Source organism: Bradyrhizobium sp. USDA 376 (genome assembly GCF_054063675.1).
In genome coordinates, this window is sequence record NZ_JBSSGN010000001.1 from 5849465 (window position 1) to 5873970 (window position 24506).

At 65.2% G+C, this 24506-nt stretch carries 29 protein-coding genes; 17 read left to right on the forward strand and 12 right to left on the reverse strand.

What is annotated here, in order from left to right:
- Nucleotides 1–83 precede the first annotated feature (83 nt).
- Entirely contained in the window at nt 84–542 is a 459-nt protein-coding gene (locus tag ACVJ19_RS26975) for a cupin domain-containing protein (RefSeq protein ID WP_453952201.1), read from the reverse strand.
- A gap of 117 nt (nt 543–659) precedes the next feature.
- Here ACVJ19_RS26975 and ACVJ19_RS26980 point away from each other — a divergent pair, with 117 nt between their 5' ends.
- The 3 genes from ACVJ19_RS26980 (at nt 660) to ACVJ19_RS26990 (ending at nt 2901) form a co-directional block, all read left to right on the forward strand.
- The gene (locus ACVJ19_RS26980) at nt 660–947 is read left to right on the forward strand and encodes a hypothetical protein (RefSeq protein ID WP_211409437.1); all 288 of its coding nucleotides are present in this window, start codon (nt 660–662) and stop codon (nt 945–947) included.
- Nucleotides 944–1375: a PIN domain-containing protein gene (locus ACVJ19_RS26985; protein ID WP_453952202.1), complete on the forward strand. Its 432-nt coding sequence runs from the start codon at nt 944–946 to the stop codon at nt 1373–1375. Before ACVJ19_RS26980 ends, ACVJ19_RS26985 begins: the two co-directional genes overlap by 4 nt.
- Before the next feature lie 305 nt (nt 1376–1680).
- Nucleotides 1681–2901: an MFS transporter gene (locus ACVJ19_RS26990; protein WP_453952204.1), complete on the forward strand. Its 1221-nt coding sequence runs from the start codon at nt 1681–1683 to the stop codon at nt 2899–2901.
- Nucleotides 2902–2922: 21 nt separating this feature from the next.
- Here the strand turns inward: ACVJ19_RS26990 and ACVJ19_RS26995 are convergent, their stop codons facing one another.
- The gene (locus ACVJ19_RS26995) at nt 2923–3309 is read right to left on the reverse strand and encodes an ester cyclase (protein ID WP_453952206.1); all 387 of its coding nucleotides are present in this window, start codon (nt 3307–3309) and stop codon (nt 2923–2925) included.
- 16 nt (nt 3310–3325) lie between these two features.
- Complete coding sequence (locus ACVJ19_RS27000; RefSeq protein WP_453952208.1) at nt 3326–4216, reverse strand: LysR family transcriptional regulator; 891 nt, start codon at nt 4214–4216, stop codon at nt 3326–3328.
- A 105-nt stretch (nt 4217–4321) separates the two neighbouring features.
- Between ACVJ19_RS27000 and ACVJ19_RS27005 the strand changes: the two genes are divergently transcribed.
- Entirely contained in the window at nt 4322–5047 is a 726-nt protein-coding gene (locus tag ACVJ19_RS27005; RefSeq protein ID WP_453952210.1) for an SDR family oxidoreductase, read from the forward strand.
- Here ACVJ19_RS27005 and ACVJ19_RS27010 read toward each other — a convergent pair.
- Entirely contained in the window at nt 5044–5916 is an 873-nt protein-coding gene (locus ACVJ19_RS27010; RefSeq protein WP_453952212.1) for a bifunctional helix-turn-helix transcriptional regulator/GNAT family N-acetyltransferase, read from the reverse strand. The two genes, ACVJ19_RS27005 and ACVJ19_RS27010, sit on opposite strands and share 4 nt — an antisense overlap.
- A gap of 155 nt (nt 5917–6071) precedes the next feature.
- Between ACVJ19_RS27010 and ACVJ19_RS27015 the strand changes: the two genes are divergently transcribed.
- The gene (locus tag ACVJ19_RS27015) at nt 6072–8531 is read left to right on the forward strand and encodes a DEAD/DEAH box helicase (protein WP_453952213.1); all 2460 of its coding nucleotides are present in this window, start codon (nt 6072–6074) and stop codon (nt 8529–8531) included.
- A gap of 112 nt (nt 8532–8643) precedes the next feature.
- Here ACVJ19_RS27015 and ACVJ19_RS27020 read toward each other — a convergent pair whose 3' ends face one another.
- On the reverse strand, nt 8644–9057 hold the full coding sequence (locus ACVJ19_RS27020) for a cupin domain-containing protein (protein ID WP_453952215.1): 414 nt from the start codon (nt 9055–9057) through the stop codon (nt 8644–8646).
- 78 nt (nt 9058–9135) lie between these two features.
- The gene (locus tag ACVJ19_RS27025; RefSeq protein ID WP_453952217.1) at nt 9136–9537 is read right to left on the reverse strand and encodes an Ohr family peroxiredoxin; all 402 of its coding nucleotides are present in this window, start codon (nt 9535–9537) and stop codon (nt 9136–9138) included.
- A gap of 148 nt (nt 9538–9685) precedes the next feature.
- Here ACVJ19_RS27025 and ACVJ19_RS27030 point away from each other — a divergent pair, with 148 nt between their 5' ends.
- Nucleotides 9686–10144 carry a MarR family winged helix-turn-helix transcriptional regulator gene (locus tag ACVJ19_RS27030; RefSeq protein ID WP_453952219.1) on the forward strand — a complete coding sequence of 153 codons (459 nt, stop codon included), beginning with the start codon at nt 9686–9688 and terminating at the stop codon, nt 10142–10144.
- 79 nt (nt 10145–10223) lie between these two features.
- The gene (locus tag ACVJ19_RS27035; RefSeq protein WP_453952220.1) at nt 10224–10964 is read left to right on the forward strand and encodes a 2-keto-4-pentenoate hydratase; all 741 of its coding nucleotides are present in this window, start codon (nt 10224–10226) and stop codon (nt 10962–10964) included.
- Between the two features lie 45 nt (nt 10965–11009).
- Here the strand turns inward: ACVJ19_RS27035 and ACVJ19_RS27040 are convergent, their stop codons facing one another.
- The gene (locus ACVJ19_RS27040) at nt 11010–11372 is read right to left on the reverse strand and encodes an MmcQ/YjbR family DNA-binding protein (RefSeq protein ID WP_453952221.1); all 363 of its coding nucleotides are present in this window, start codon (nt 11370–11372) and stop codon (nt 11010–11012) included.
- 69 nt (nt 11373–11441) lie between these two features.
- On the opposite strand from ACVJ19_RS27040, the gene ACVJ19_RS27045 reads away from it, so the two are divergent.
- Together ACVJ19_RS27045 and ACVJ19_RS27050 are read left to right on the forward strand one after the other, a co-directional pair.
- The gene (locus ACVJ19_RS27045) at nt 11442–11993 is read left to right on the forward strand and encodes a carboxymuconolactone decarboxylase family protein (RefSeq protein ID WP_453952223.1); all 552 of its coding nucleotides are present in this window, start codon (nt 11442–11444) and stop codon (nt 11991–11993) included.
- A 126-nt stretch (nt 11994–12119) separates the two neighbouring features.
- On the forward strand, nt 12120–12746 hold the full coding sequence (locus ACVJ19_RS27050; RefSeq protein ID WP_453952225.1) for a PadR family transcriptional regulator: 627 nt from the start codon (nt 12120–12122) through the stop codon (nt 12744–12746).
- A gap of 15 nt (nt 12747–12761) precedes the next feature.
- Here the strand turns inward: ACVJ19_RS27050 and ACVJ19_RS27055 are convergent, their stop codons facing one another.
- Nucleotides 12762–12995 (reverse strand): tautomerase family protein, encoded by a 234-nt coding sequence (locus tag ACVJ19_RS27055; RefSeq protein WP_453952228.1) that lies wholly within the window; start codon nt 12993–12995, stop codon nt 12762–12764.
- 27 nt (nt 12996–13022) lie between these two features.
- Nucleotides 13023–13763, reverse strand: a complete 741-nt coding sequence (locus ACVJ19_RS27060) for an SDR family oxidoreductase (protein ID WP_453952229.1) — start codon at nt 13761–13763, stop codon at nt 13023–13025.
- 104 nt (nt 13764–13867) lie between these two features.
- Between ACVJ19_RS27060 and ACVJ19_RS27065 the strand changes: the two genes are divergently transcribed.
- From ACVJ19_RS27065 to ACVJ19_RS27085, 5 genes are all read left to right on the forward strand, one after another.
- The gene (locus ACVJ19_RS27065) at nt 13868–14761 is read left to right on the forward strand and encodes a LysR family transcriptional regulator (RefSeq protein WP_453952231.1); all 894 of its coding nucleotides are present in this window, start codon (nt 13868–13870) and stop codon (nt 14759–14761) included.
- 125 nt (nt 14762–14886) lie between these two features.
- Complete coding sequence (locus ACVJ19_RS27070) at nt 14887–16551, forward strand: acetolactate synthase large subunit (RefSeq protein WP_453952232.1); 1665 nt, start codon at nt 14887–14889, stop codon at nt 16549–16551.
- A 225-nt stretch (nt 16552–16776) separates the two neighbouring features.
- Complete coding sequence (locus ACVJ19_RS27075; RefSeq protein ID WP_453952234.1) at nt 16777–17124, forward strand: Lin0512 family protein; 348 nt, start codon at nt 16777–16779, stop codon at nt 17122–17124.
- Nucleotides 17125–17128: 4 nt separating this feature from the next.
- A complete protein-coding gene (locus ACVJ19_RS27080; protein WP_453952237.1) occupies nt 17129–17821 on the forward strand; it encodes a GNAT family N-acetyltransferase in 693 nt (230 codons plus the stop codon).
- Between the two features lie 72 nt (nt 17822–17893).
- A complete protein-coding gene (locus ACVJ19_RS27085; RefSeq protein WP_453952238.1) occupies nt 17894–19078 on the forward strand; it encodes a serine hydrolase domain-containing protein in 1185 nt (394 codons plus the stop codon).
- A 277-nt stretch (nt 19079–19355) separates the two neighbouring features.
- On the opposite strand, the gene ACVJ19_RS27090 is transcribed toward ACVJ19_RS27085, so the two are convergent.
- Nucleotides 19356–20696, reverse strand: coding sequence for an RtcB family protein (locus ACVJ19_RS27090; RefSeq protein WP_453952240.1), 1341 nt, complete (start codon nt 20694–20696; stop codon nt 19356–19358).
- Between the two features lie 398 nt (nt 20697–21094).
- On the opposite strand from ACVJ19_RS27090, the gene ACVJ19_RS27095 reads away from it, so the two are divergent.
- From ACVJ19_RS27095 to ACVJ19_RS27105, 3 genes are all read left to right on the forward strand, one after another.
- Complete coding sequence (locus tag ACVJ19_RS27095) at nt 21095–21760, forward strand: DUF429 domain-containing protein (protein WP_453955217.1); 666 nt, start codon at nt 21095–21097, stop codon at nt 21758–21760.
- A gap of 205 nt (nt 21761–21965) precedes the next feature.
- On the forward strand, nt 21966–22283 hold the full coding sequence (locus ACVJ19_RS27100; RefSeq protein ID WP_453952242.1) for a hypothetical protein: 318 nt from the start codon (nt 21966–21968) through the stop codon (nt 22281–22283).
- A gap of 90 nt (nt 22284–22373) precedes the next feature.
- Entirely contained in the window at nt 22374–23078 is a 705-nt protein-coding gene (locus tag ACVJ19_RS27105) for a glutathione S-transferase family protein (RefSeq protein ID WP_453952244.1), read from the forward strand.
- A 2-nt stretch (nt 23079–23080) separates the two neighbouring features.
- Here the strand turns inward: ACVJ19_RS27105 and ACVJ19_RS27110 are convergent, their stop codons facing one another.
- Nucleotides 23081–23863, reverse strand: coding sequence for a sulfite exporter TauE/SafE family protein (locus tag ACVJ19_RS27110; protein WP_453952246.1), 783 nt, complete (start codon nt 23861–23863; stop codon nt 23081–23083).
- A gap of 3 nt (nt 23864–23866) precedes the next feature.
- Nucleotides 23867–24499 (reverse strand): TetR/AcrR family transcriptional regulator, encoded by a 633-nt coding sequence (locus ACVJ19_RS27115; RefSeq protein ID WP_453952247.1) that lies wholly within the window; start codon nt 24497–24499, stop codon nt 23867–23869.
- Nucleotides 24500–24506 lie beyond the last annotated feature (7 nt).

Genomic DNA, 24506 nt, shown 5'->3' on the forward strand with positions numbered 1-24506 from the left:
CATTCGAGTTCGCGGGGAACCTCAAAATTGCTGCCGTCTTGGGTCTAACTCACATGACGCCGCCGGGTTTATAGATGCACAGCCTAGTCCGGATAGGGTGTGCCGTCCTTGTGCACGAAGCGGCCGTCGGAATTCGCGCTCATCATGTCGATGTCCGAGCATGTCGTGAGATCGTCAGGCGAGCGCGAGCCGACTTCGAGATAGACCGCCGTCACACCCGAGCGGTTGATCATGTGATGGCCGTTGCCGCTGCCTTTCGGGAAGGCGGCGCAGTCGCCTGCGCGCAGCACGGTTTCGCCCTGATCCTCGATCAGCACCACTTCGCCTTCGAGCACGTAAACGAACTCGTCCTCATGCGAATGCCAGTGCCGCTGGCTGGACCAATTGCCCGGCGGCAGGCGCATCAGATTGACGCCGAAATCGGCAAGGCCGCCGGCGTTGCCGAGCCGCTTGCGGATGCGCTCGGCGCACGGGGCGTCGAAGGGGGCTGGATAGCCCGAGCCCTTGCGGGCCGGGACAGTGGCGATGTCGATCTTTGGCATGAAGGCGTCCCCGGGATTTCACATCGAACTTATGTGGGGCAAGTCGGCTGTGCCAGAGGCGGCGTCGCGTGCGGCCAGCACCTTGCCTTGGGTTACATATGGCTGTATGTAACTTGTATGGCTCATATCAGTATCCGTGATCTGCAGAAGATTTCCGGCGAGGCCATCGGCGCGCTGCCGGGTCCGACGCCGGTGAAATCCGGCGAGCGGACGGTCGCTTTGCTCATCCCCCTCAAGGCAACCGATCCGGAGCGCTTGGCTGCCGTGCTGGGGCGCGCGGAGCGGCTGGCCAAGGGGCGCGATGCGGCTGCGGACGATGCCGCGCTGGCCGGATTCGGCGAGGTTGATCCGGTCGATTGGTCGGTTGCAGCCGTGAAAGCCCTGACGCGCAAGCGGAAGACGTGAGACGGCCGTCGACGACCCTTGTCATCGACGCGGCCATTCTGGTCGCCGCCGTTCGCGGCCGAAGTTCGGGCGCACTTCTCGCCGCCGCGGAGAAGGTGATCCTGGTGACGACGGACCGTGTCGTTCAGGAGACGCGCCGGCGCATCGCGCTCGGGTTGCTGCGCCCCGATCTGCTGGATGTGCTGGACGATCTGACGGAGTTGCTGACCATCGTCCCCGTCGCTTCGTTGGAGCCGATCATTGCCCGGTGCGAGGAGACGCTTCGCGACGCGGTCCCGAGCCGCAACGGGGCGGTGCGCGACGCCTACGTGCTGGCTTTGGCGTGGAGCGTCGAGGCCGACGTCTGGACCACCGACCGTGACTTTGCAGGAGCCGGCGTCGCGACCTGGTCGACGCCCAATCTCATGCGGGGTCTGAGCGAGATCTGACCGCTACAACGGGCAGGATGCGCGAAGCGCCGAAGGGGCCGATGCCCGATCGCGATGATCGCGAGTCCGGCCGGATGATGCCATTCTGCCAGTGTTTTGCCCGACGGAGCAACCGTTTCCCGGCAACGCTAGCCGCGGGCCTCGTAAGTCATTGATCCCACAGCGGCCGGCTACTGTGCATGGGGTTGTTTTCGCACTTTTTGCTGGCAGGTCACGAAAGCGTGCGGCAAAAATGGCGTGCCGCTGTCGGCCGGCGCAATTCCCATTCGTCTTCCACCCAGAACAAATCTGACGGGAGACCAAAGATGCTTCGTTCCCACTATCGCTGGGTGATCGTCGCCGCAGGCGGCCTGCTCGGCTGCGTCGCGATCGGCGGCATGTTTTCGTTGCCGGTGTTCCTGCAGCCGATCGCAAAGGACACGGGCTGGTCGGTGACCGGCATCTCCAGCGCGATGACGATCGGCTTTCTGGCGATGGCGTTCACCAGCATGGCCTGGGGCACGGCGACGGACAGGTTCGGACCGCTGCCGGTGGTGCTGACCGGGTCGACCGTGCTGGCGCTGAGCCTGTTTGCCGCGAGCCATGCGACCTCGCTGATCGTGTTCCAGTTCGTGTTCGGCCTGCTGGTCGGCGCCTCCTGCGCGGCGATCTTTGCGCCGATGATGGCGACGGTCACCGGCTGGTTCGACACGAACCGCAGCCTCGCAGTGTCACTGGTCTCCGCCGGCATGGGCATGGCGCCGATGACGATGGCGCCGCTTGCGGCCTGGCTCGTCTCCGGCCATGACTGGCGCACGTCGATGCAGATCATCGCGCTGGTGGTTGCCGCCATCATGATCCCGGTCTCGCTCTTGGTGCGCCGTCCGCCCGCGCTGGCGCAGGCCGCGGCCGCACCAATGGAGGAGGGGACTGCACGAAACGAGATGTCGATGGGCGAAGCGCTGCGCTCGCCGCAATTCTTCATCTTGCTCGCCACCAACTTCTTCTGCTGCGCCACCCATTCCGGCCCGATCATTCATACCGTGTCCTATGCCATCAGCTGCGGCATCCCGCTGGTCGCGGCGGTGACGATCTACAGCATCGAGGGGTTTGCCGGCCTCGGCGGGCGCATCGCCTTCGGCCTGATGGGCGACCGCTTCGGTGCCAAGCGGGTGCTGGTTTCGGGGCTGCTGCTGCAGGCGTTCGGCGCGCTCGCCTACGTCTTCGCGCAGCAACTCGCGACGTTCTACGCGGTCGGCGCCATCTTCGGCTTCATCTACGCCGGCACCATGCCGCTCTACGCGGTGCTGGTGCGCGAGAACTTTCCGCTGCGGATGATGGGCACGGTGATCGGCGGCACGGCGATGGCCGGCAGCCTCGGCATGGCGACGGGCCCGCTCGCCGGCGGCCTGATCTATGATGCGTTCTCCAGCTACGCCTGGCTCTACATCGCCTCCTGGGCGATGGGCCTTGGCGCCTTCCTGATGGCGATGACGTTCAAGCCATTCGCGAAGCCGCAAGGCGAGGTGGCGCCCGCGGCGGCGTAAACGTGAGATCGAGGCGCGGCGTCAGAGCTGCGTCTCGATCGCTGTCTTGTCGATGATCGACCACACCTGCCGGATCCTTCCCTCGCGGAATTCGTAGAACACGTTTTCGCAGAAGGATACGCGCCGCCCGTTGACGGCAAGTCCAAGGAAAGTCCCCACCGGCGTGCAATCGAATCTCAGCCGCGCCGCGATCGCGGGTGGGTCCGACACCAGCAGTTCGACGTTGAAGTGCAGGTCCGGAATCTCGCGAAAATCCTGCTCGAGCATCGCGCGATAACCGGACAGCCCGAGCGGCCGCGCGTTGTGCACGACGTCGTCGTGCACGAACTGTCCGAGCGCTGGCCAATCCTGCCGGTTCAGGCAGGCGATGTAGTCGTGATAGATGGCGGCAAGCTCGTTCCTGGTCATTGCAGGTTCCTTCGGCTCACGCGCGCCGCTGCAAATGCTCGATCAGCGCGCGCAGCTTCGGCGCGACGTTGCGGCGGCTCGGATAGTAGAGATAGAAGCCGGCGAAGAACGGGCAATAGTCCTCCAGGATCGGCACTAGCTCGCCGCGTGCGATCGCGGCGCGGAAGCTCGCCTCCATGCCGAAGGTGATGCCGGCGCCGGCCACGGCGAGCTTGATCATCAGCGCCATGTCGTTGGTTGTGATCTCAGGTGCCACCGCGACGCTGAACTCCTTGCCGCCGTCGGAAAACTCCCAGCGATAGGGCGTAACGTTCGGTGCCGGACGCCAGCCGATGCAGCGAAAGGATGCGAGCTCGGACGGGTGCGAGGGGACGCCGAAGCGATCGCGAAAGGCCGGCGCGCAGACCGCGAGCTGGCGTTCGTCGCCGGCGATCGGCAGCGCGATCATGTCCTGCTCGATCACCTCGCCGAGCCGCACGCCGGCATCATAGCCGGCTGCGACGATGTCGAACTCCGCGTCGGTCACGGTGATGTCGAGCTGCACTTGCGGATTGGCTTCGGCAAAGGCGGCAAGGAACGGCCCGGACAGGAAATGCTCGGCGATCGAGGAGACCGCGAGCCGCAACACGCCGCGCGGCCGCCCGCCGAGCGCCTCGGTGTTGCCGAGCGCGGCGCGCATGTCGGCGATGGCAGGGGCGATCTCCGCATGCAGCCGCTCGCCGGCCTCGGTCAGGCTGACGCTGCGCGTCGTGCGCTGGATCAGCGCGATGCCGAGCCTTTCCTCCAGCCGTCGGATGGTCTGGCTCACGGCCGAGCGGGTCACGCCGAGACGGTTTGCGGCGGCCCGAAAATTCCGCTCTTCGGCGACCAGCGCAAAGACGGCGAGGGCGTTGAGGTCGGTTTCCATCGGTTAGCGCAGCTTGCCAGCGTGGTTAGATATGATCGTCTTATCACAGCAAAGGCCTCGGTCCATCTTCCCTGCAATCACTCCGAAAGCGACGGGAAGATCCTCATGCCAATCGACAAAGTCATTCTCATCACCGGCGCCTCCAGCGGCATCGGCGCGGGCATCGCACGCGAACTGGTCGCGGCCGGCGCCAAGGTTCTGCTGGGCGCGCGACGCACCGATCGCCTGAGCGCGCTCGCGGCCGAGCTGAACGCGGCCGGCGGAACGGCGCTCGCCCATCCGCTCGATGTCACCGACCGCGCCAGCGTCGCCGCCTTCGCCGATGCCGCCCGCGGCGTCTGGGGCCGGGTCGACGTCATCGTCAACAATGCCGGCGTGATGCCGCTGTCGCTGATGGCCTCGCTCAAGGTCGAGGAGTGGGACCGGATGGTCGACGTCAACATCAAGGGCGTGCTCTACGGCATCGCCGCGGTGCTGCCGGAGATGGTGGCGCGCGGCTCCGGCCATGTGATCAACATCGCCTCGATCGGCGCCTTGAGCGTGTCGCCGACGGCGGCGGTCTATTGCGCGACGAAATATGCGGTGCGGGCGATCTCCGACGGCCTGCGCCAGGAGCACGACAACATCCGCGTCACCTGCATCCATCCTGGCGTGGTCGAAAGCGAGCTTGCCGATACTATCACCGACCCCGTGGCCGCAGACGCGATGAAGACCTATCGCGCCGTTGCGCTTCAGCCTGACGCGATCGCGCGGGCCGTGCGCTTCGCCATCGCGCAGCCCGATGATGTCGATGTCAACGAGATCGTCGTGCGTCCGACCCGGACGACCTAGAGCCGCTTCTCGAAGAACAGGTCCGGGTAGGGATCGTCGTTGAAGCGCGGAATTTCGCGCCAGCCCGTGGTGCGGTAGAGCCGGGCGGCCTCGGGCAGAGCGCTGTTGGTGTCGAGCCGCAACACGGCGATACCGAGCTCGCGTGCTGCGGCCTCGGTCGCGTCCATCAGGCGCCGGCCGAGCCGCAGCCCGCGCGCGGCGGGCGCGACCCAGAGACGCTTGATCTCGGCATAGCCGTGATCGGTTCCCTTCAGCCCGACGCACCCGATCGGCAGCGTGTCCGACATCGCGACAATGAACGTTCCGCGCGGACGGCGCATGTCCTTGGCATCGGGATCGCGCGACAGCGAGACGTCAAAGCCCTGTTTGAAGCGGCGGCCGAGCTCGGCATAGTATTCGCCGAGGCAATAGCGCGCCTGTTCGGATCGCGGGTCCATCTCGTCGAGCGTAATGCGCTCGCGCGTCAGTGCGGAAGCGATCAGGTCCATCGCCGCGAGCAAGGCCTCGCGCTGTGAATGCTGTGCAAGGAAGCCCTCGGCCTGCGCGTTCGACAGCGCTTCATACGCCGCGAATTCGCGCCGGCCCGTGCGCGTCAGCTTTGCCACGCGGCGGCGGGCGTCGTCCGCATGCGCGGTGGTCTCGACCAGTCCCTCGTCCTCGAGGCTGCGAAGCAGCCGGCTCATCAGCCCGGAATCGAGCCCGAGATAGTCGCGGATCTCGGCGACGTCCGAACGCCCGTGCCCGATCGCATTGAGCACGCGCGCGGCACCCAGTGGCCGCCCGCGGCCGAGAAACGAGGTATCGAGTGCTCCGACGGCGGAGGTGACGGCACGGTTGAAGCGGCGGACGCGGGAGACGGGGTCGAACATGATGTCTGACTTTAGTCAGGTAATAATTTCTGTCAATCGTGTCGGACGGACCCGGTGAGTTGATAGCAGTGGATTTCGATCTGAGGCCCGTTATGCCGCGATTGCGCAAACGTTAGTATGCCGCGCCAATCGCCCGCCATCGCGAAAGCCAGCAAATGACATCTGTTCCAGCCCGCAGCGCGCAACGCAAACCGGCCAAGCTGTCTCGCGCGCACCCGCCGACGGATTTGTCGCCTGTCGAGTGGCAACGTGCGCTACGCCGCCAGTTCGGCCGTGAGCAATCCTTTCACTTCGAGAATTTGGGCGCCGATCCGTTCTTCTCGGAGTTCAACGTCACCAATCCGGCCTCGAAATCGAGTTATCGTGTGGCGATACGCAGCCTTGGACCCGGCGGTAATTTCTGCTCATGTCCGGACTATGCCACCAACGAGCTTGGGACCTGCAAGCATCTCGAGTTTGTGCTTGCTCAACTGGAAAAGAAGCGCGGCGCCAAAGCGGCGTTCGCCCGAGGCTACCAGCCGCCGTTTTCCGAGCTCTACTTGCGCAATCAGGGTCTGCGTAGCCTACATTTCCGTGCCGGAACCGATTGTCCGACGAAACTGAGGGAAGCAGCCGCCCGGCTGTTCGATCAGGACCGCGACGGCCTCCTGCCGGAAGACCGTCTGGGCGAGCTCGACGATTTCGTCGGCCTGGCATCGAAGAGCGGACATGAGCTGCGCGCCTACGACGATGCGCTCGATTTCGTCGCGGGCCGCCGGGATGCCGACCGCCGGGCAGAGAAACTCGCCCGGGTGTTTCCGCGTGGCGCGGCTGACCCGAAGTTGCATCGGTTGCTGAAGGTGCCGCTCTATCCCTATCAGGCCGAAGGCGCGTTGTTCGCCGTGCGCACGGGCCGTGCGCTGATCGGGGATGACATGGGTCTGGGCAAGACCATTCAAGCGATCGCAGCGACGGAGATCCTGGCCCATCATTTCGGCCTATCGCGGGTTCTGGTGATTTGTCCGACCTCGCTCAAATATCAATGGCAAAGCGAAATGGCCCGATTTACGGGGCGGCGGGACAAGCGAGGGGCGCGCGTCATCGATGGTGGTCGCGCGCAGCGCCAGAACGACTACGCGCTCGATGATTTCTGCAAGATCACGAACTACGAAAAGCTCCAGCCCGATCTCGAATTGATCGCCGGCTGGTCACCGGAATTGGTCATCGTCGATGAGGCCCAGCGCGTCAAGAACTGGAATACGATCGCCGCGCGAGCCCTGAAGCGCATCGACAGCCCATACGCAATCGTGCTCACGGGAACGCCGCTGGAGAACAAGCTCGAAGAACTGATCTCCATCGTCCAGTTCGTCGATCAACATCGTCTGGGCCCGACCTGGAAACTCCTGCATGACCATCAGGTCAAGGACGAGGGCGGCCGCGTCACGGGCTATCGGGCACTGGACAGGATCGGCGAGACCCTGGCGCCCGTCATGATCCGCCGCCGGAAATCGGAGGTGCTGCGGCAACTGCCGAGCCGCACCGACCAGAATGTGCTGGTACCGATGACTGAGCCACAGATGAACCTGCATCGAGAAAATGCGGACACTGTGGCCAAGATCGTGCAGCGCTGGCGCAAGATCAAATTTCTCTCTGACAAGGATCAGCGCCGGCTGACCTGCGCGCTCCAGAGCATGCGGATGTCCTGCAACAGCACCTATCTGCTGGACCAGGAGAGCGACCACGGTGTAAAGGCAGACGAACTTGCTGCACTGCTTGATCAACTGTTGACCGCGCCAGACGCCAAGGCCGTGGTGTTTTCACAGTGGACGCGCACCCACGACGTCGTGATCCGCCGTCTCCAGGCGCGCGGGATCGGCTATGTCAGCTTTCATGGTGGCGTACCGTCCGAGAAGCGGCCGGAACTGGTCCAGCGCTTCCGGGACGACCCAACCTGTCGCGTCTTCCTTTCGACGGACGCCGGCAGTACCGGTCTCAATCTCCAGCACGCGTCGACACTGGTCAACATGGACCTGCCATGGAACCCGGCCGTCCTCGAGCAGCGCATCGCGCGCGTCCATCGCATCGGCCAGGCGCGCCCGGTTCAGATCGTCAATTTCGTTGCGAAGGGGACCATCGAGGAAGGCATGCTGTCGGTGCTGGCATTCAAGCGCTCGCTGTCGGAAGGCATTCTCGACGGAGGCAGCAACGAGGTTTCGCTGGGCGGTTCACGCCTGAATCGCTTCATGAAGGATGTGGCGAGCGTAACCGGCGGCATGGGGAGCGGCGAAGCCGTCACGGTGGCAGAGGAGGCCGGTCCCGTCGAAAGCGCCAGCGATGCCGGATCCTTGGGCGATCGCGCGGGAGAAGCCGCGCTCGTACAAGCCGGAGAAGCCACGATGGGATCGCGCGATGTGTCGTCCGATCCGTGGCAAACGTTGGTTCAGATGGGGACTCAGCTCATCGGTGCCATTGCCGCAGCGAATGGCTCCGGTTCTGCTGCTCACCCCTGGCTCGAGCGCGATCCCGTCAACGGTTCACAAAGTCTCAGGATTCCGCTCCCTTCCCAGGAGACCGCCAGCCGATTGGGCGACCTGCTGTCCGAACTGGCCAGAACCTTGCGCGGAGGGACGGCTTAGCTGATCACGCCACAGGCGGAAGCAGCGACGTCCAGCCGCTACGCCGCGACGCGATACGAGCGGCCGCGCGATGCCTTGTCGAGCATAGCTCTTGTGCCGTTCGTTGCCGGCCTCACTTCGCCAGCGTCAGCAGCGGCTTGTCCTTGGCGACGATATAGGTCGCAAGCTCGCTGGCGATCTCAACGCCGACATTCTTCGCCGCATGCACCGTGCCGGCAGGGATGAACAGCACGTCGCCGGCCTTCAGCGTCACCGGCGGCTTGCCCTCGACGTCGTATTGGATGGCGCCCGCCAGCACGTAGATGATCTCTTCGCCTGGATGGGTGTGCCGGCCGAACGCGACGCCGGGAGCAAGGTCCACGCGCACCTGCACGGCCTCGCGCCCCGGCGCGCTGAGATCGTGGCGCTGGAGGTCGGCGCGGGTGATGCCGGCTTGCGCCGCCGCGGCCGGCAGTGTGAACAGGTTTGCCGCGAGCAGGACTGCGCTCGACAGCATGCGCAAGGTTCGCAGATGACGATGGCTCATGGTCGGCTCCTTGTGGTGAGCTAGATTGTCCGCGCCGCGCGGGCCCGGCCGATGCCGGCCGGTCCGCGTCGTGCGGTTTCAGACGAGGGTGGTGGTCACCTCGATGTTGCCGTGCACCGCCTTGGAGTAGGGGCAGATGCCATGAGCGGCCTCGATCAGTTCCTGCGCGACCGCGCGATCGACGCCGGGGACGCTGACGTCGAGACGGGCGCGCAGGAAAAAGGCGCCGCCGGCGTTGTTCAGGTCGATCGCGGTGTCGACCGACGGCTCGCTCGGCAGCTTGATCTTGCGCTGCGCGGCGGCGAGGCCGAGCGCGCCGAGATAGCAGGCCGACCAGGCGGCGGCGAACAGGTTTTCGGCGGCCGGGTGCGGCTGGGCCAGCTTGACGTTCAGATAGCCGTCGCTGGAGTGCGCGGCGCCGTCGGCGCCCGAGGTGACGTGAGTCTTGCCAGTGAAGAGAACCTTTGCAGCGGAGGTCATGGTCGTATCCTTCGGTTGAATTATTGATCGTATCCGATCTAATCGTATGCGCGTTGAAATAAACCCGTTGCGCCCACGGATCAAGCCCTTCCGATTTAATCGGATGCGATTTATATCGATCCACAGATCACGAATTGCGGAGGTTCCCGTGGCCCGTTCCCCCAAGACCGCCGGCAAAGACCGGAAATTGTCGAATTTCCTCTGCTTTGCGGTCTATTCGGCCAATCTCGCCTTCGGCCGGGCCTATAAGCCCCTGTTGGACAAGGTCGGCCTGACCTACACCCAGTACATCGCCCTGGTGGCGCTGTCGGACGAGGACGAACAGACCGTCAGCACACTGGGCGAGAAGCTGTTCCTGGAATCTAACACGCTGACGCCGATCCTGAAGAAGCTCGAGCAGATGGGGCTGATCAAGCGCCAGCGCGATCCCGCCGACGAGCGGCAGGTGCGCCTGAGCCTGACGCCGGCGGGGCGCAAGCTGATCGAGCAGGATCTCGGCGGGTCCCTGATCGAGGCGACCGGCCTCGGCGACGAGTTTCCGGTGGTACAGAAGACGGTGAGCAGATTGCGCGACAATCTGCTGCGTGCGACCAAGGCCGACGACTAGCGCATCGAGACACACAAGTCGGGAGTTTCCGCCGCGGCACGCCCGTTGCCGAGGCCGGACCACTGTATGGGAGGACAGCGTGACCAATGCGAGTGAAGCGGCAGACCGGTTGATCGCAGCGAGAAGCAGCGGGCGGCCGGTGGCGTGGCGCGACATTCTCCCTTCGGATCGTGCCGGCGCCTACGCCATCCAGGATGCCACGCTTGCCCGAATCGGTCCGTCCGGCGGCTGGAAGGTCGGTGCGTCGGGCGCGGATGCCGAGCCCGTCTGCGCGCCGTTGCCTGCGTCCGGCCTGCTTGCCTCCGGTGCGCGGCTCGGCCCGGAATTCCGCCTGCGCGGTGTCGAAGTGGAAGTCGCGCTGCGGGTCGGGCGACGGCTCACGGCTGACGACGCCGCGTTGCCCGATCGTGAACTGGCACGTGCGTTCGATGCCGTCTATCCCGCCATCGAAGTGGTCGAGACGCGCCTCGAGGATTGGACGAACAGCGCCGCCCTGGCCCAGCTTGCCGATTTGCAGAGCCACGGTGCGTTGCTCATCGGAGCAGCCTCGACAGTCAGCCCTGCTTCCATCGATCTGAAGGGCGTTGAGGCGGACCTATCCATCGGCGACATCCGCCGTCAAACTGTTGGAGGCAATCCCGCAGGCGACATCTGGCGTCTGCTACGCTGGCTCATTCGCCATTGTGCGGACAGAGGTGTGCCTCTGTTGCCGGGACAGATCGTCACAACCGGTTCGTGCACCGGCATGGTCTTCGCAGAAGCGGGGAGCAGTGCCCGCGCGGGCCTTGCGGATTTCGGCGAGGTTGCCGTCGACTTCTGAGACAGGAAGAATGAAGGTTCAGCATCGCCGCGAGCGCGGGGATGGTCATGCCGGCGGGGCGAGCCCCAGCGCCTTGCGGGCCTTGCGCGTCAGCCTTGCCGCGATCATCGCATGGGCCTGCACCAGATAGGCCGTGAGCTCGGCATCCGGCAGCGCGTTGTTGCTGACGAGCTGCACCCATTTGGCGCGGGCGAGATACGGTGCGGGCCGTGCCAGGCCGTGCTCGATCAGCATCCCATAGGCCATGTCCGAGACCTTGAACATGTAGCCGCCGGAGCCCGCGGCAAAGCCGCCGCCGAGCGCGAACATCTTGCCGCCGACCTTGAATACGGAGGTGCCCTCCCACTGCACCACCTTGGTGACGGCGGGCAGGCGCAGGCAGCGTGCTTCGAATGTCTTGGGTGTCATGCGATCGCTTCCGAGGCGCAGGCCAAATCTTTGTGGCAGCATGCGCGTTCCAACCGGGGATCAATTGCCATGTCGCGTGTTTCGATCAAGACCAGGGACGACCTGCCGGAAGCCTTGCGGCCGCTGTGGGACAAGATGACGAGCTACGGCGCGTTCGAGAACCAGGCGGGTGTCATGGCGCACCGGCTGCCGATCTTCAAGCACATGTGGTCGCTGCTGGTCGATCTCGCCGAAGAAGGAAATGTTTCGAAGCGCCATCTCGAGCTCGCGCTGGTCACGGTCTCATTGCTCAACAAATGCGACTATTGCGTCTCCCATCACGCGCCGAAACTGGCGGTGCAGGGCGTGTCGGAGCAGGGCGCTGCGCGCCTCGTGGACTACAAGGATCATCCCGAGCTCGATGAACTCGACAAGCTCGTGGTCGAATATTCCATTGCCGTCACCAACAACTGGAACAAGACTCGCGACGAGATATTTGCCCGCCTCCGCGCGCACTTCTCGGAAGCGCAGATTGTCGAGCTGACCTGGCGCATCGCGCTCTGCGGTGCCTTCAACCGCTTCAACGACATCCTGCAGCTCGAGGTCGAGCAGGGCGTGCCCCATAGCGAAGCCGCCGAGTAACCGCTGGCGCCGGACCGGTCCCGAGCAAGGGACCGGGGCGCCGTGGCCCCAATCACAGAGTTGTGGGTTGCGCCTGGACTATCGCAAACTATATCGTAAGATATGTTTTACAAAAGGACTTACGATATGCGCCACGGACGAGACCACAAAGACTTCCATTTCGGGCATTTCGCCCATTTCGCCATGGGCCGGCACGGCGGCGGGCGGCATCGCTTCGGCCGCAGCGGGCACGGCTTCTTCGGGCGCGGCGGCGACGATTTCCCCGGATCGCGGCGGCTGTCGTCGCAGGATCTCCAGCTGGTGATCCTGGCGCTGCTCGCCGAAAACCCGGCCCATGGCTATGAGCTGATCAAGATCATCGAGGAGCGTTCCGACGGCTTCTATACGCCGAGCCCCGGCGTGATCTATCCGGCGCTGACCTATCTCGAAGAGGTCGGCCACAGCAGCGTCCAGCAGGACGGCGGCCGCAAGCTCTACAGCATCACGCCGCAGGGCGAGGCGCACCTGGCCGAGAATCGCGCGACCGCCGATGCGATCCTGCAGGCGTTGTCGCGGATCGGACGCCGCATGGACGAGGTGCGCGAGGCCTTTGCTGGCGTCAGCGATCTCGACGGTGGCGCCTCGGACGAGCTGCACCGCGCACGCCACAATCTCAAGCGCGCGCTGCGCTCCAAGCACGACAGCGACTCCGCCGAGGCGCGCCGCATCGCCGCGATCCTCGATCGCGCCGCCGCGGAAATCCTCGGGAAGTGAAGCGCGGCACCGAGCTCAGCCTGAAGCTGGCATGACGGAATCGCTGGCGCGATAAGCGTCGGGAACGATGAACACCTCGTCGGCACGGCCATAGCCGCCATCGGGGACTTCCTCGATCAACACCATCGTGTGCAGCCGTGCTGCTTCGCCAAAATAATGGACGAACAGCGCCGTGAGGTTATGCACGATCTCCGCCTTCTGGGCGCGCGACAGCGCGGCCTGCGGAATCTTGATGTTGGCGAACGGCATGGTGGCTCTCTCCTGTAAGACTTCGCGTCAGATCACGCCGCCATTGGCGCGGATGATTTGGCCGTTGACCCAGCCGCCGTCGCTCCCCGTGAGGAAGGCGACCACGCCTGCGATGTCGTCGGGCTGGCCGAGGCGGCCGAAGGGGTTCATGGCGGCAATGGCGCGCACCTGCTGCTCGCTCTTGCCCTCGAGGAACAGCCGCGTCTCGACCGGCCCCGGCGCGACCGCGTTGACGGTGATGCGGCGGCTGCCGAGCTCCTTGGCGAGGATGTGGGTCATGGCTTCGACCGCGGCCTTCGTTGCAGCGTACACGCCATAACCGGGCTGATAGAGGCCGACGACGCTGGACGAGAAGCTGACGATGCGGCCGCCGTCGCGCAGCCGACGCGCCGCTTCGCGCAGAGACCGGAACACGCTGTCGAGGTTGATCGAGATCTGCCGCGCGAAGGCTTCGTCGGTCACCTGCGCGAGCGGACCAAGCTCCATCACGCCGGCATTGTTGACGAGGATGTCGACGCCGCCGAAGGCGCGCTCGGCCGCATCGAATAACCGCGCGGGCGTTGCCGGATCGGCAAGATCGGCCTGCACGGCGATGGCGCGCTCGCCGGCGGATTCGATCTCGGCCACAAGCGCGTCGGCAGCGTCGCGGCCGCTGGCATAGTTGATCGCGACGGCGATCCCGTCCCGGGCAAGCCGGCGGGCGATCGCTGCGCCGATGCCGCGGGAGCCACCGGTCACGATGGCGGCGCGATGAGATTGGTTGGTCATGGCGGGTCTCCTCGATGGTGTTGGGCCGAGGAATACCTGCTCGCTGTGGCCGGATAATCGCCCTGGACTTGCCATCACTTGTCGGCTGTGGTGAACAATCCGCCATGGACCGCTTTGACGCCATGCGCCTGTTCGTCCGCCTCGTCGAACGGCGGAGCTTTACGGCCGCGGCAGCCGACATCGGCATTCCCCGCTCGACAGCGAGCGAGGTCTTGCGCAGTCTCGAGGCGCATCTGGGTGCACGGCTGCTCGAACGAACGACGCGCCATGTCACTCCGACGCTCGACGGCGAGGACTATTACCGCCGCTGCGTCGCCATCCTGGCCGAGGTCGAGGAAGCGGAAACCGCGATGCGCGATGCGCGGCCGCGCGGCCTGCTCCGCATCGATGCGCATCCCTTGCTGACCCGCACCTTCATCCTGCCGCATCTGCCGGCATTTCTGGCGCGCTATCCCGAGCTCGATCTGCAGATCGGGCAGGGCGACCGGCTGGTCGATCTCGTGCGCGAGGGCATCGACTGCGTGATCCGGTCGGGCGAGCCCGAGGACAGCGGCATGATCCTGCGCCGGCTCGGCACCATTGCCGAGATCACGGTGGCGAGCCCGGCCTATCTCGCCAGGCACGGCATGCCCGCGGCGCCGGATGCACTCGACGGCCACCAGATGGTGGCCTTCGTCTCCTCACGCACCGGCGATGTGCTGCCGCTGGAATTTTCCGTCGCCGGCGCGCTGCGTCACGTCGTGCTGCCGAGCCGCGTGCGCGTCAACAATTCCGATACCATGGCCGATCTCGCCCGGCTCGGCTTCGGCCTCGCGCAGGCGCCCCGTTATCGCTTCGCCGATGATCTCGCCAGCGGTGCGCTAATCGAGGTGCTCGCCGACTATCCGCCGTCGCCGACGCCACTCTCGGCGCTCTTTCCACAAAACCGCCAGCTCGCGCTGCGCCTGCGCGTCTTCCTCGATTGGATATCGGGCATCTTTGCCGAGGCGAAGCTGTGAGGGGGCGTGCCGCTGCGGAAAAATGTTGAAGCCGTCGCACGCCTCTTTGTGAGTTGTGCCGCAGCTATGGACGGCTACGATACGATCGTTCCCTGACACAGGGCACACAACGACCGGGAGGCGACATGAGCGGGCAGGAACGCAAAGTGAAGGGATCGGACCTGTTTGTTGCGGCCCTGGAGAACGAAGGCGTCGATCGTATTTTTGGCGTTCCCGGCGAGGAGAATCTCGATCTCGTCGAATCGCTGCGCAACTCCCGCATCGAGCTGGTCCTGACCCGCCACGAGCAGGCCGCCGCTTTCATGGCGGCGACGCACGGACGGCTGACCGGCAAGCCGGGCGTATGTCTCTCCACACTTGGTCCCGGCGCGCTCAACCTGTCTACCGGTGCGGCCTACGCGCATCTCGGCGCGATGCCGATGATCCTGATCACCGGCCAGAAGGCGATCATGAGCAGCCGGCAGGCGCGCTTCCAGATCGTGGACGTGGTCGCGACCATGAAGCCGCTCACAAAACTGTCGCGGCAGATCGTCAGCGCCTCCTCTATTCCGACCGTGGTGCGCGATGCCTTCCGCGTCGCGATGGAGGAGCGGCCGGGCCCGGTGCATCTCGAACTGCCCGAGGACATCGCGGGCGACGAGGTGCCCGCCGTCCCCGTGATTCCGATCCATCCGATCGAGATCCCGGTCGCCCATCGCGCTGCGCTCGACCGCGCCGCCGAGATGATCCTGGCAGCGAAGCGACCGCTGGTGATGATGGGTGCGGCAACGAGCCGGCCGCGCTCGACGCACGGCATCGCGAGCTTCGTGCGGCGCACCGGCATTCCCTTCTTCACCACGCAGATGGGCAAGGGCACCGTGCCCGGCGGCACCAATCTCTACATGGGGACCGCCGCGCTGTCCGAGCGCGACTATGTCCACGATGCCATCGACGCCGCCGACCTGATCGTGGCGATCGGTCACGATCCGATCGAGAAGCCGCCCTTCATCATGGGGCCGTCGGGGCCGAAGGTCATTCACGTCAGCTACACTTCGGCCAGCGTCGAGCAGGTCTATTTCCCGGACGCCGAGGTCGTGGGCGATGTCGGCCCGAGCCTGGAGCTGCTCGCCGATAGCCTCGAAGGCAAGCTGCCGCAGGCGGCTGCGCTGTTGCCGCTGCGCGAAGGAATTCTCAGCCACATTGCCGACCGCGCCACCGAGGCGCGCTGGCCGCCGACGCCGCAGCGCATCGTGCACGACATCCGCCAGGTGATCCCGGAGAACGGCATCGTCGCGCTCGACAACGGCATGTACAAGATCTGGTTCGCGCGCAACTACCGGACCCGCGTTGCCAACACGCTGCTGCTCGACAACGCGCTGGCGACGATGGGCGCAGGCCTGCCGTCGGCAATGATGGCCGCGATGCTCTATCCCGACCGCCGCGTGCTCGCGGTTGCCGGCGACGGCGGGTTCATGATGAACAGCCAGGAGATGGAGACTGCGGTCCGCCTCAAGCTCAACCTGGTCGTGCTGGTGCTGGAAGACAACGCCTACGGCATGATCCGCTGGAAGCAGGCCGTCGATCACTTTGCCGATTACGGCATGACCTTTGGCAATCCGGATTTTGCGCTGTACGCCAAGGCCTATGGCGCCAAGGGTCACCGCATCGCGAGCATCGACAGCTTTGGCCCGACGCTCGAGGCGGCGTTCAAGGAAGGGGGCGTCCATTTGGTGTCGATTCCGATCGACTACTCCGAGAACGTGCGGGTGCTCGTCGACGAGCTGCGCGCGCACGAAAAATCGAAGGCGTGAAAACGGCGGTCTCGTGCTCCGGACGCAGCGCCGCGCTCCTTCAGCGGTGCGCTGCAGAGCCGGGGCCCACGCATCTGCGCGCTCTATCGCCTCCTGGGTCCCGGCTCTGCGCAGCAACGCCAAAGCGTTGCAGCGCGTCCGGGACACGAGAGCAGCAACCGCACTTGTGCCGCGCGTCCCGATCGCCGACACTCACAATCACTCAACCAACCACAGGACTATGAAATGACTCGCGTTCGTTGTGTCACCGAGATGGGCATGGGCGTCGACGTTCACGGCAGGGACTCCACCAAGGCGGCGAAGCGCGCGGTGTCGGATGCCATCCGGCATTCGAGCCTCGGCTTCTTCCGGATGATCGGCAAGACCGCGAACGACATGTTCGTCGATGTCACGATCGGGGTGCCCAACCCTGAGGCGGTGGACAAGGAAGCTGTTGCGAAGGAGCTGCCTTACGGCACCGTGACCGTGACTGCGGTCAAGGGCGGGCTGGAGATTCCCTCGGCCACGGAAGTCGCCAACGACCCCATCCTCATCGCCAATGCCGCCGTCATCGTCAGCTTCGACAAGGATTAGGCCGGTGTCCGATAGCGATGTGGCGCTGCTGGATCGCCCGATCTGGAGCGCGCTGACGACGAGCCAGAAGCATCTGGCCGAGGGCGGCCCGCAAGCGCTGCGCTACCCCGTGGACATGACGCCCTTTGCCGACATGGTCGACATGTCCGCGGCAAGCTTTGCCGCGCTCGGTGATTTGCTGTCGGGCACGCAGGTCGCCGCGTTGTTCACGCCGGAGCCGGTCGAGATTCCCGCGGGCTTCAAGGTCGTGCTCGCCGACACCGGCGAACAGATGATCGGCTCGCCCGCCGACAGTCCGCTTCGCGACGCCGAGATTGTCGTGCTCGGGCCCGCCGACGTTCCTGCCATGATGGCGTTGACGGAGCTGACGAAGCCCGGTCCATTCGCGCTGCGAACTCACGAGCTCGGCACCTTCCTCGGCATCCGCGCCGGCGGCGAATTGGTCGCGATGACGGGTGAGCGGATGAAGCCGGGAAAGTTCGTCGAGATGACGGCGGTCTGCGTGCATCCGGACTATCGCGGGCGCGGCTATGCACAGGCGCTGCTCGCTGCGGTCGCGCGCCGGATCGAGGCGCGCGGCGAAATTCCATTCCTGCACGTGTTTTCGAACAATACGTCTGCGATCGCGCTGTATCAGCGGCAGGGCATGCGGATCCGACGTCGCCTGCACGTCACCGCGCTGATGAAGCAGGGATGAGCGTTTCTCGGCGGGGCTTCATATCCACCGAATTCGCGCTATATCGATCCCAACCACAATTGGGGGGAACACATGGACGCCAGGACGACAGATTTTTCCGCCGCACGGACAGCAATGCAGCGCTACGTCGATCAGGAGATCATTCCGGGCGTATCCTGGGCAGTGCTGCGCGGCCGCGAGGTCGTCGATCAGCAATGCGTCGGCTTCGCCGATCGCGAGGCGAAGACGGCGCTCCGGCCCGACCATATCTTCCGTGCGTTTTCCAACACCAAGATCTTCGTCACCTGCGCGATCATGCTGTTGGTCGAGGAGGGCCGCGTCGGGCTCGACGACGCGATCGAGAAGTTTCTGCCGCAACTCGGCAACCGCAAGGTCCTGAGGCAGGGCGCGGCCAGCCTGGCCGATATCGAACCGGCGAAGGGCCCGATCGTGATCCGCCAGCTTCTGACCCACACCTCCGGCCTCAGCTACGGCATCTTCGATCCCGGCACGGTGCTGTTCAAAGGCTACAACGAGGCGCGCGTGCTCAATCCGCTGACGCCGCTCTCCGACATGATCGACAAGCTCGCCGATCTGCCGCTGTCCTATCATCCCGGCGTGGGCTGGGAATATTCAGTGGCGACCGACGTGCTGGGCCGCATCGTGGAGGTCGTCTCGGGCAAGCCACTCGACGCCTTCCTCAAGGCGCGCATCTTCGATCCCCTCGGCATGACCGACACCGGCTTCTCCGTGCCCGAGACGCAGCAGGGCAGGCTGGTTGCGCTCTATAATGGCGCTGATGTGCTCGATCCGATGAAGCCGGGCCTGACGCGCGCAGACAATCTTCCGTTTCCGCAAGCCTATCGGCGTCCGTTCCCGCGGCTGTCGGGCGGCGGCGGCTTGGTTTCCACCTTGCCCGACATGCTCGCGCTGGTGCGCGCATTGTTGCCGGGATCGGATGCGCTGCTGAAGCCGGAGACGCTGCGGCAGATGATGACCAACCAGCTGCCCGCAGGCCAGACCATCCGCTTTGCCAATCTCGGTCCGATCCCCGGCAAGGGCTTTGGCCTCGGCGGTGCCGTCACCTTCGCGCCGACGCCGTTCGATCCCCAGAATTCGACCGGCGAATTCCAGTGGGGCGGGCTTGCCGGCACCCATTGGTGGATCTGCCCACAGGCCAATACCGCGGGCGTCCTGATGGCCCAGCGCTACATGGGCTTCTGGAATCCGTTCTTCTTCGAATTCAAGCGCCTGGCCTACCAGGCCGTTGGGGGCTGACACGAAAAAATCGCCCGCGCCGGCGAATCCTTTCCGGCCGGCGCGCCCCCTTGATGGTCGAGGCATTTTGCTTCGGCTCATCTCGGAGGATGCGATGGCATTTTACAGGAAGGACATCGGCGGCCTGCATCAGGTGGCGCGGATCGCGAAGGCGCGGCTGCATCGCGCCCGCGCCTTGATGCGGGAATATCTGACGAGATGAGAGACGATCAAATATCAGAGGAAGAGAATGAGATGTTGTGGGCGGGAGACATCGCCTCCCGCCCACAGTTTCGCGTCAGTCCTTCCACGGGTCGAACTCGCCTTCGCCGGCCATGGCGACGGCGAAGGGCCGCAGCGTGTGCAGCACCCGCACGGTCCCGGCGTGCTGCGCCAGCACGTCCGGCAGGCGGCGATAGGCCATCGGGCTCTCGTCGAGGTCGGCACCGATCAAGGTGACGCCGCGCTCGCTCAGCCATCGGTCCATCTCCGCGCGCGAGAAGCGCCGCTTCGCCTCCTTCCGTCCGAACAGGCGGCCGGCGCCGTGCACGGTCGAATAGAGCGAAGCCTTGGCCTCCGGGCTGTCGACGCCTTCGAGGATGACGGCGTCGTCGCCCATCGAGCCGCCGACGAATCCCTTCTGGCCGGGAAACGCCGGGGTCGCGCCCTTGCGCACCACCCACAGATCGCGGCCCGCGTGGGTCTCACGCCAGGCATAGTTGTGGTGGTTGTGCACGCTCTCGGTCACGCTGCCGCCGATGATCCGGCGGACGCGTTCGACCACCCACTCGCGGCCCGCATAGGCATAGCGCCCGGCGAGCTGCATCGCCGCGATGTAGCGGCGGCCGAGCTCGGAATCCTCGTCGACCACGGCGGGCGGGACATTCATTCCGTCCTTGCCGCCGGCGGCCTTGAGGTAGCGCGTCGCGGAAGTGTGCCCGAGACCCCGGCTTCCGAAGTGGACGCCGATCCAGACAAAGCCTTCCTCGTCGCGCATGAGGTCGACATAGTGGTTGCCCGAGCCGACCGTGCCGAGCTGGCTCACCGCCTTCTGGCGATAGGCCTCCATGTCGCTCTCGCGCCAGGCGTCGCTGTCGTCGAACAGCTCGTGCTCGGCCCGTTCCGCGTTGGCACGGCCGACGCCGAACGAGATCACCTTGGCGACGTCGCGGATGATCGTCGGCACGATCGCCGCAATGTCGTCGAAGCGCGTGTCGAGCCGGGCCGCCATGTTGCCGCAGCCGATGTCGAAGCCGACGCCGGAGATGCTGATCTGCTTCTCATAGGCGATGACCCCGCCGACCGGCTGGGCGTAGCCGAGATGACCGTCGGCGCAGATCACGCCTGATACGACATTGCCGACCGCCATGCAGTTGCGCATCTGCGCGATGGTCGCCTCCTCGTGCGGGCCGAAGATCTTCAACGGCGCATTCTGGAAGCGGGCCTCCTGCGGGCGCAGGGTCGCGATCTCGCTCGCGGCCGCATTGGCCTCGCGGGCGAGATGCTCCTTGCGCGCGGCATCCCGGTACGAGCACCAGGCCGGCTGGCCGCGTCCTTCGCCGACGCGCGAATCGGGATCGACGCCGGCGGCAAGGCAAAGCTCGCGGGCGCGCTCCATGTAGGGATCGGATCGTCGCATGGTCGTGGTTCCTGCTTCACATCCTACGCGCACCTTAGCCGGCGCGCCCGGATCATTTCAGAGAATTCGGGGGCCCCGGGCGCGCCTCGCGTCCGCGCGGCGGGCAACAAAAAACCCTCCGGAGCGGCAGGCTCGGGAGGGTCCGTGAGAAGCGGACTGTTCGATCTTGCGGTCAGGCAAGATCGCTCCCATGAGCCGGGCATGCGACATCGAATAGCTCTGAGCTATTCGATATGCGGGCAATTCTTTCGTAGCGGTGCAGCATCGCTCGGTTCATGGTGCTTGTCGCGAACGGGAGTGTTCGCGAGGCCGCGGGAAATACGCCTGCAACTTGCGGATGTCAAGCGAGGTGCGTGTGTAAATTGCAAGACACTGACGACAAGACACGAATGCCTGACGTGCCAAACTATCTCGGCCTCGACGGATTTCGCTTCGGCTGGGTCGCAGCCTGGATCGACGAGCGCGGCGATCATGGCTTCGATTATTCACCGAACTTGATGCGCCTGCTCGCGATCCCGCACGCACGCGCGATGATCGACATGCCGATCGGATTGAAGGCGAGCGGCTATCGCGCTTGCGATCTGCGTGCGCGCGAACTCATCGGGCCTGCGGTGTTTCTCGGCGCGCGCCGCGACCTCTGGACGTTCCCGGACATGGCCGCGGCCAATCGCCATTACTGGGAGCACGAAGGCAAGGGCAGGGGCGTGTCGGCGCAGCTCTGGAACATCAGGGACAAGATGAGAGAGGTCGACGAAGCCATGACGCCAGCGCGGCAGGCAGTGATCGGCGAAGCGCATCCGGAATTGATCTTCTGGAATCTCGCAGCGCAAGTCCGTCTCGCGAGGAAGACGTCGGCGCACGGCCTCGAACAGCGCATCGCGCTGCTGGAGCAACGCGGCTTCACGCGTCTGCCGAAATGGTTGACGCTGCGTCACGGCACGGGCATCGGCCGCGACGATCTCATCGACGCCTGCGCCTGCGCGGTCGCGGCGCGCTACAGTACGCAGCGTGTCGGCGGGGAGGAGATCGATCCGCGCGGATTGCGGATGGAGATCAATTTTTGAGGCCGATCAGCCCTCCCGATCGGCTTCGAGTTGGCAGCGACTCATGCGACCCGGAGTCGAGGAGGCGCCTTCGTCGTCCAGTCTTGTTGCTCTCGCTTCGTACGCGTCGGCCATCGCTCGCAACCGTTGCGCGGCTTCGCTATGAGCGAGCTCGTTCGCGACGCGGCGACAGCGTTCAGCGTGGTCGAGCAAGGCGCGCTTCTCGATGTTCATGCAGCGACAACGCGCGAAGGTGCCATTGGTCCCTGCGCGGGCCGCCGGAACAGCCGATGGCTTCGCAGCGAGTCCGGGAAAAAATGGCAATATATTCATGCCGCCTCGGAACGTGGCGCTTGAGCCGACGTTTACACCAAAGGCTGTCGAGGGACAAAACACCATGTACGACGTGTGCCAATTGGCGACCGCGATGCTCGCGATTGCCTTTACGGCCCTGCTGTTGGTCACGGGTCAAGGATTCATCGAGTATCGACTGCAGCATGAAGCAATGACCCCGATCGTGGCGATGGCAACGCTGCCGCGATAAGCGCGGGGTTCGCCGGGACGAATAGTGACTTGCGCGGTGCGGCATCTTGCCTAGATTGAGCACGCCTCAGTCCATGCACCAAAGGTCCCGATGTCCGATCTCTCCGCCTTTCTCATCACCAAGCGTTGGCCGGCCAAGAATCCCGAACTGCTGCAGCTCTATTCGCTACCGACGCCGAACGGCGTCAAGGTCTCGATCATGCTGGAGGAGATCGGGCTTCCCTACGAAGTTCATCTCGTCGATTTCGGCAAGGATGATCAGAAGACGGCTGAATTCCTCTCTCTCAATCCGAACGGCAAGATCCCGGCAATCCTCGATCCCAACGGTCCCGGCGGCAGGCCGCTGCCGCTGTTCGAGTCTGGTGCGATCCTGCAATATCTCGCGGAGAAGACCGGCAAGCTGCTGCCGCAGGATGCCGCGCGCCGCTACCAGACCATCCAGTGGCTGCACTTCCAGATGGGCGGCATCGGGCCGATGTTCGGCCAGGTCGGCTTCTTCCACAAATTCGCCGGCAAGGATTTTGAGGACAAGCGGCCCCTGGAGCGCTACGTGGGCGAGTCGAAGCGGCTGCTCGGCGTGATGGAGACGCATCTTGCCGGCCGGCAATGGTTCATGGATGACGACTACACCATCGCCGACATCTCCATGCTCGGCTGGGTGCGCAACCTCATCGGCTTCTACGGCGCCGGCGAGCTGGTCGCGTTCAGCCAGTTCAAGTCCGTCGGTGCCTGGCTCGAGCGGGGGCTTGCGCGTCCGGCGGTGCAGCGCGGGCTGAACATTCCGAAGCGGCCGTAAGATCAGGTCAGTGCTTTGTAGATCATGTAGAGCGCCATCAGCGAGACGAGGGCGATCATGGCCCGGCGCAGCGCCGATTTGCTGACGCCGTTGGCCGCGCGTGCGCCGAGATCGGTGCCGATCCACATGCCGGCCAAAATGCCGAGGATGGCCGGCCATCCAACCATGAGCCCCTTGCTCCAGTAGATCGAGGCGGCCGGAATGTTGGTCGGGATCACCGAGAAGATCAGGCTGACGAGCTGCGCCTGATGCTGCGGCACGCGCAATCCCGCAGCGAGGCCGACGGTGATTGCGAGCCCGCCGCCGATGCCCATGAAGCCGGAGGAAAATCCGGCCAGCGTGCCGATGAGGAGCAGGGGCAGCGGGGGCAGATCGTCCTCAGCGCCAGCCTCGCTGCCGGCGTCCTTGCGGTCGCTACGCAGAAGCAACATTGCGATCAGTGCGATGAGATAGACCACATAGGTCCATTGCAGCACTGCGTCGGACACCGCCGCCGCGGCATAGCCGCCGCCGGCGCCGCCGATGAGAAATCCGAGGCCGATCCAGACGATCCACGGCAAGGGGCTGCGATTGCCGCTCTGCCAGTAGCGGCGCGCGCCGGCAAGGCCGGTCGGAGGGATCTGCGTGATCAGGGATGTTCCCTGTGCGACGTGTTGTTCTGCCCCGAGCAACAGCACGGAGAAGATGACGAGGCCGCCACCCGGACTCGTGCCCGTGAAGCCCGATGCCAATCCTGCGACAAGACCGACGCCGGCGCCGGCGAGGAGTTCATGGATCCAGCTCATCGTTCATGTCCTGGTCCGTCGCTTGACGTCCGCCTTCGGCGTGCGCAGGCCATCGATCACGGCATCGACGGCCGCCATGCAGGCCGCGACGTCAAAGTCCTCGCCCCAGCATTTTTGCAGCACAAAGCCCTGGAAGATCGCGATCAGCATGCGCGCGATGGCCTCAGCGCCGAGGTCGCGCTTGATGAGCCCGTCGTGCTGGCCGCGCTCGACCAGCGCCACGATCAGCGCGCGCGGCATGTCGATGCCTTCGACGACGCTGCTGCGGACGCGGCGGTTGCGCAGCGCCTCGGCCCAGCCATGGATGCCGACACGGCGGCGCGCTTCGCCGGCGGGATCGGTGAGCCATTGCGCGTAGACGCGAACCAGCGCGTGCAGTCCTTCGATCGGATCGCCGGACCCTTGCGCGACCGAGTTGAGCACGGCCTCGCGGCGATGCCGGTCGTCGGCCAGCGCCTCGATCAGATCGTCCTTGCTCTGGAAGTAGAGATAGACTGCGCCGTGGCTGAGCCCCGATCGCTTCACGATGTCGGCCATGCCGGTCTGGTGAAAACCGTCTTCCGCGAAGCAGGCGAGGGCGGCCTCGAGGATCTGCTGCCGCCGGCCTTCGCGCTGCTTGTCGCTGATCTTGGGCATCGGCCGA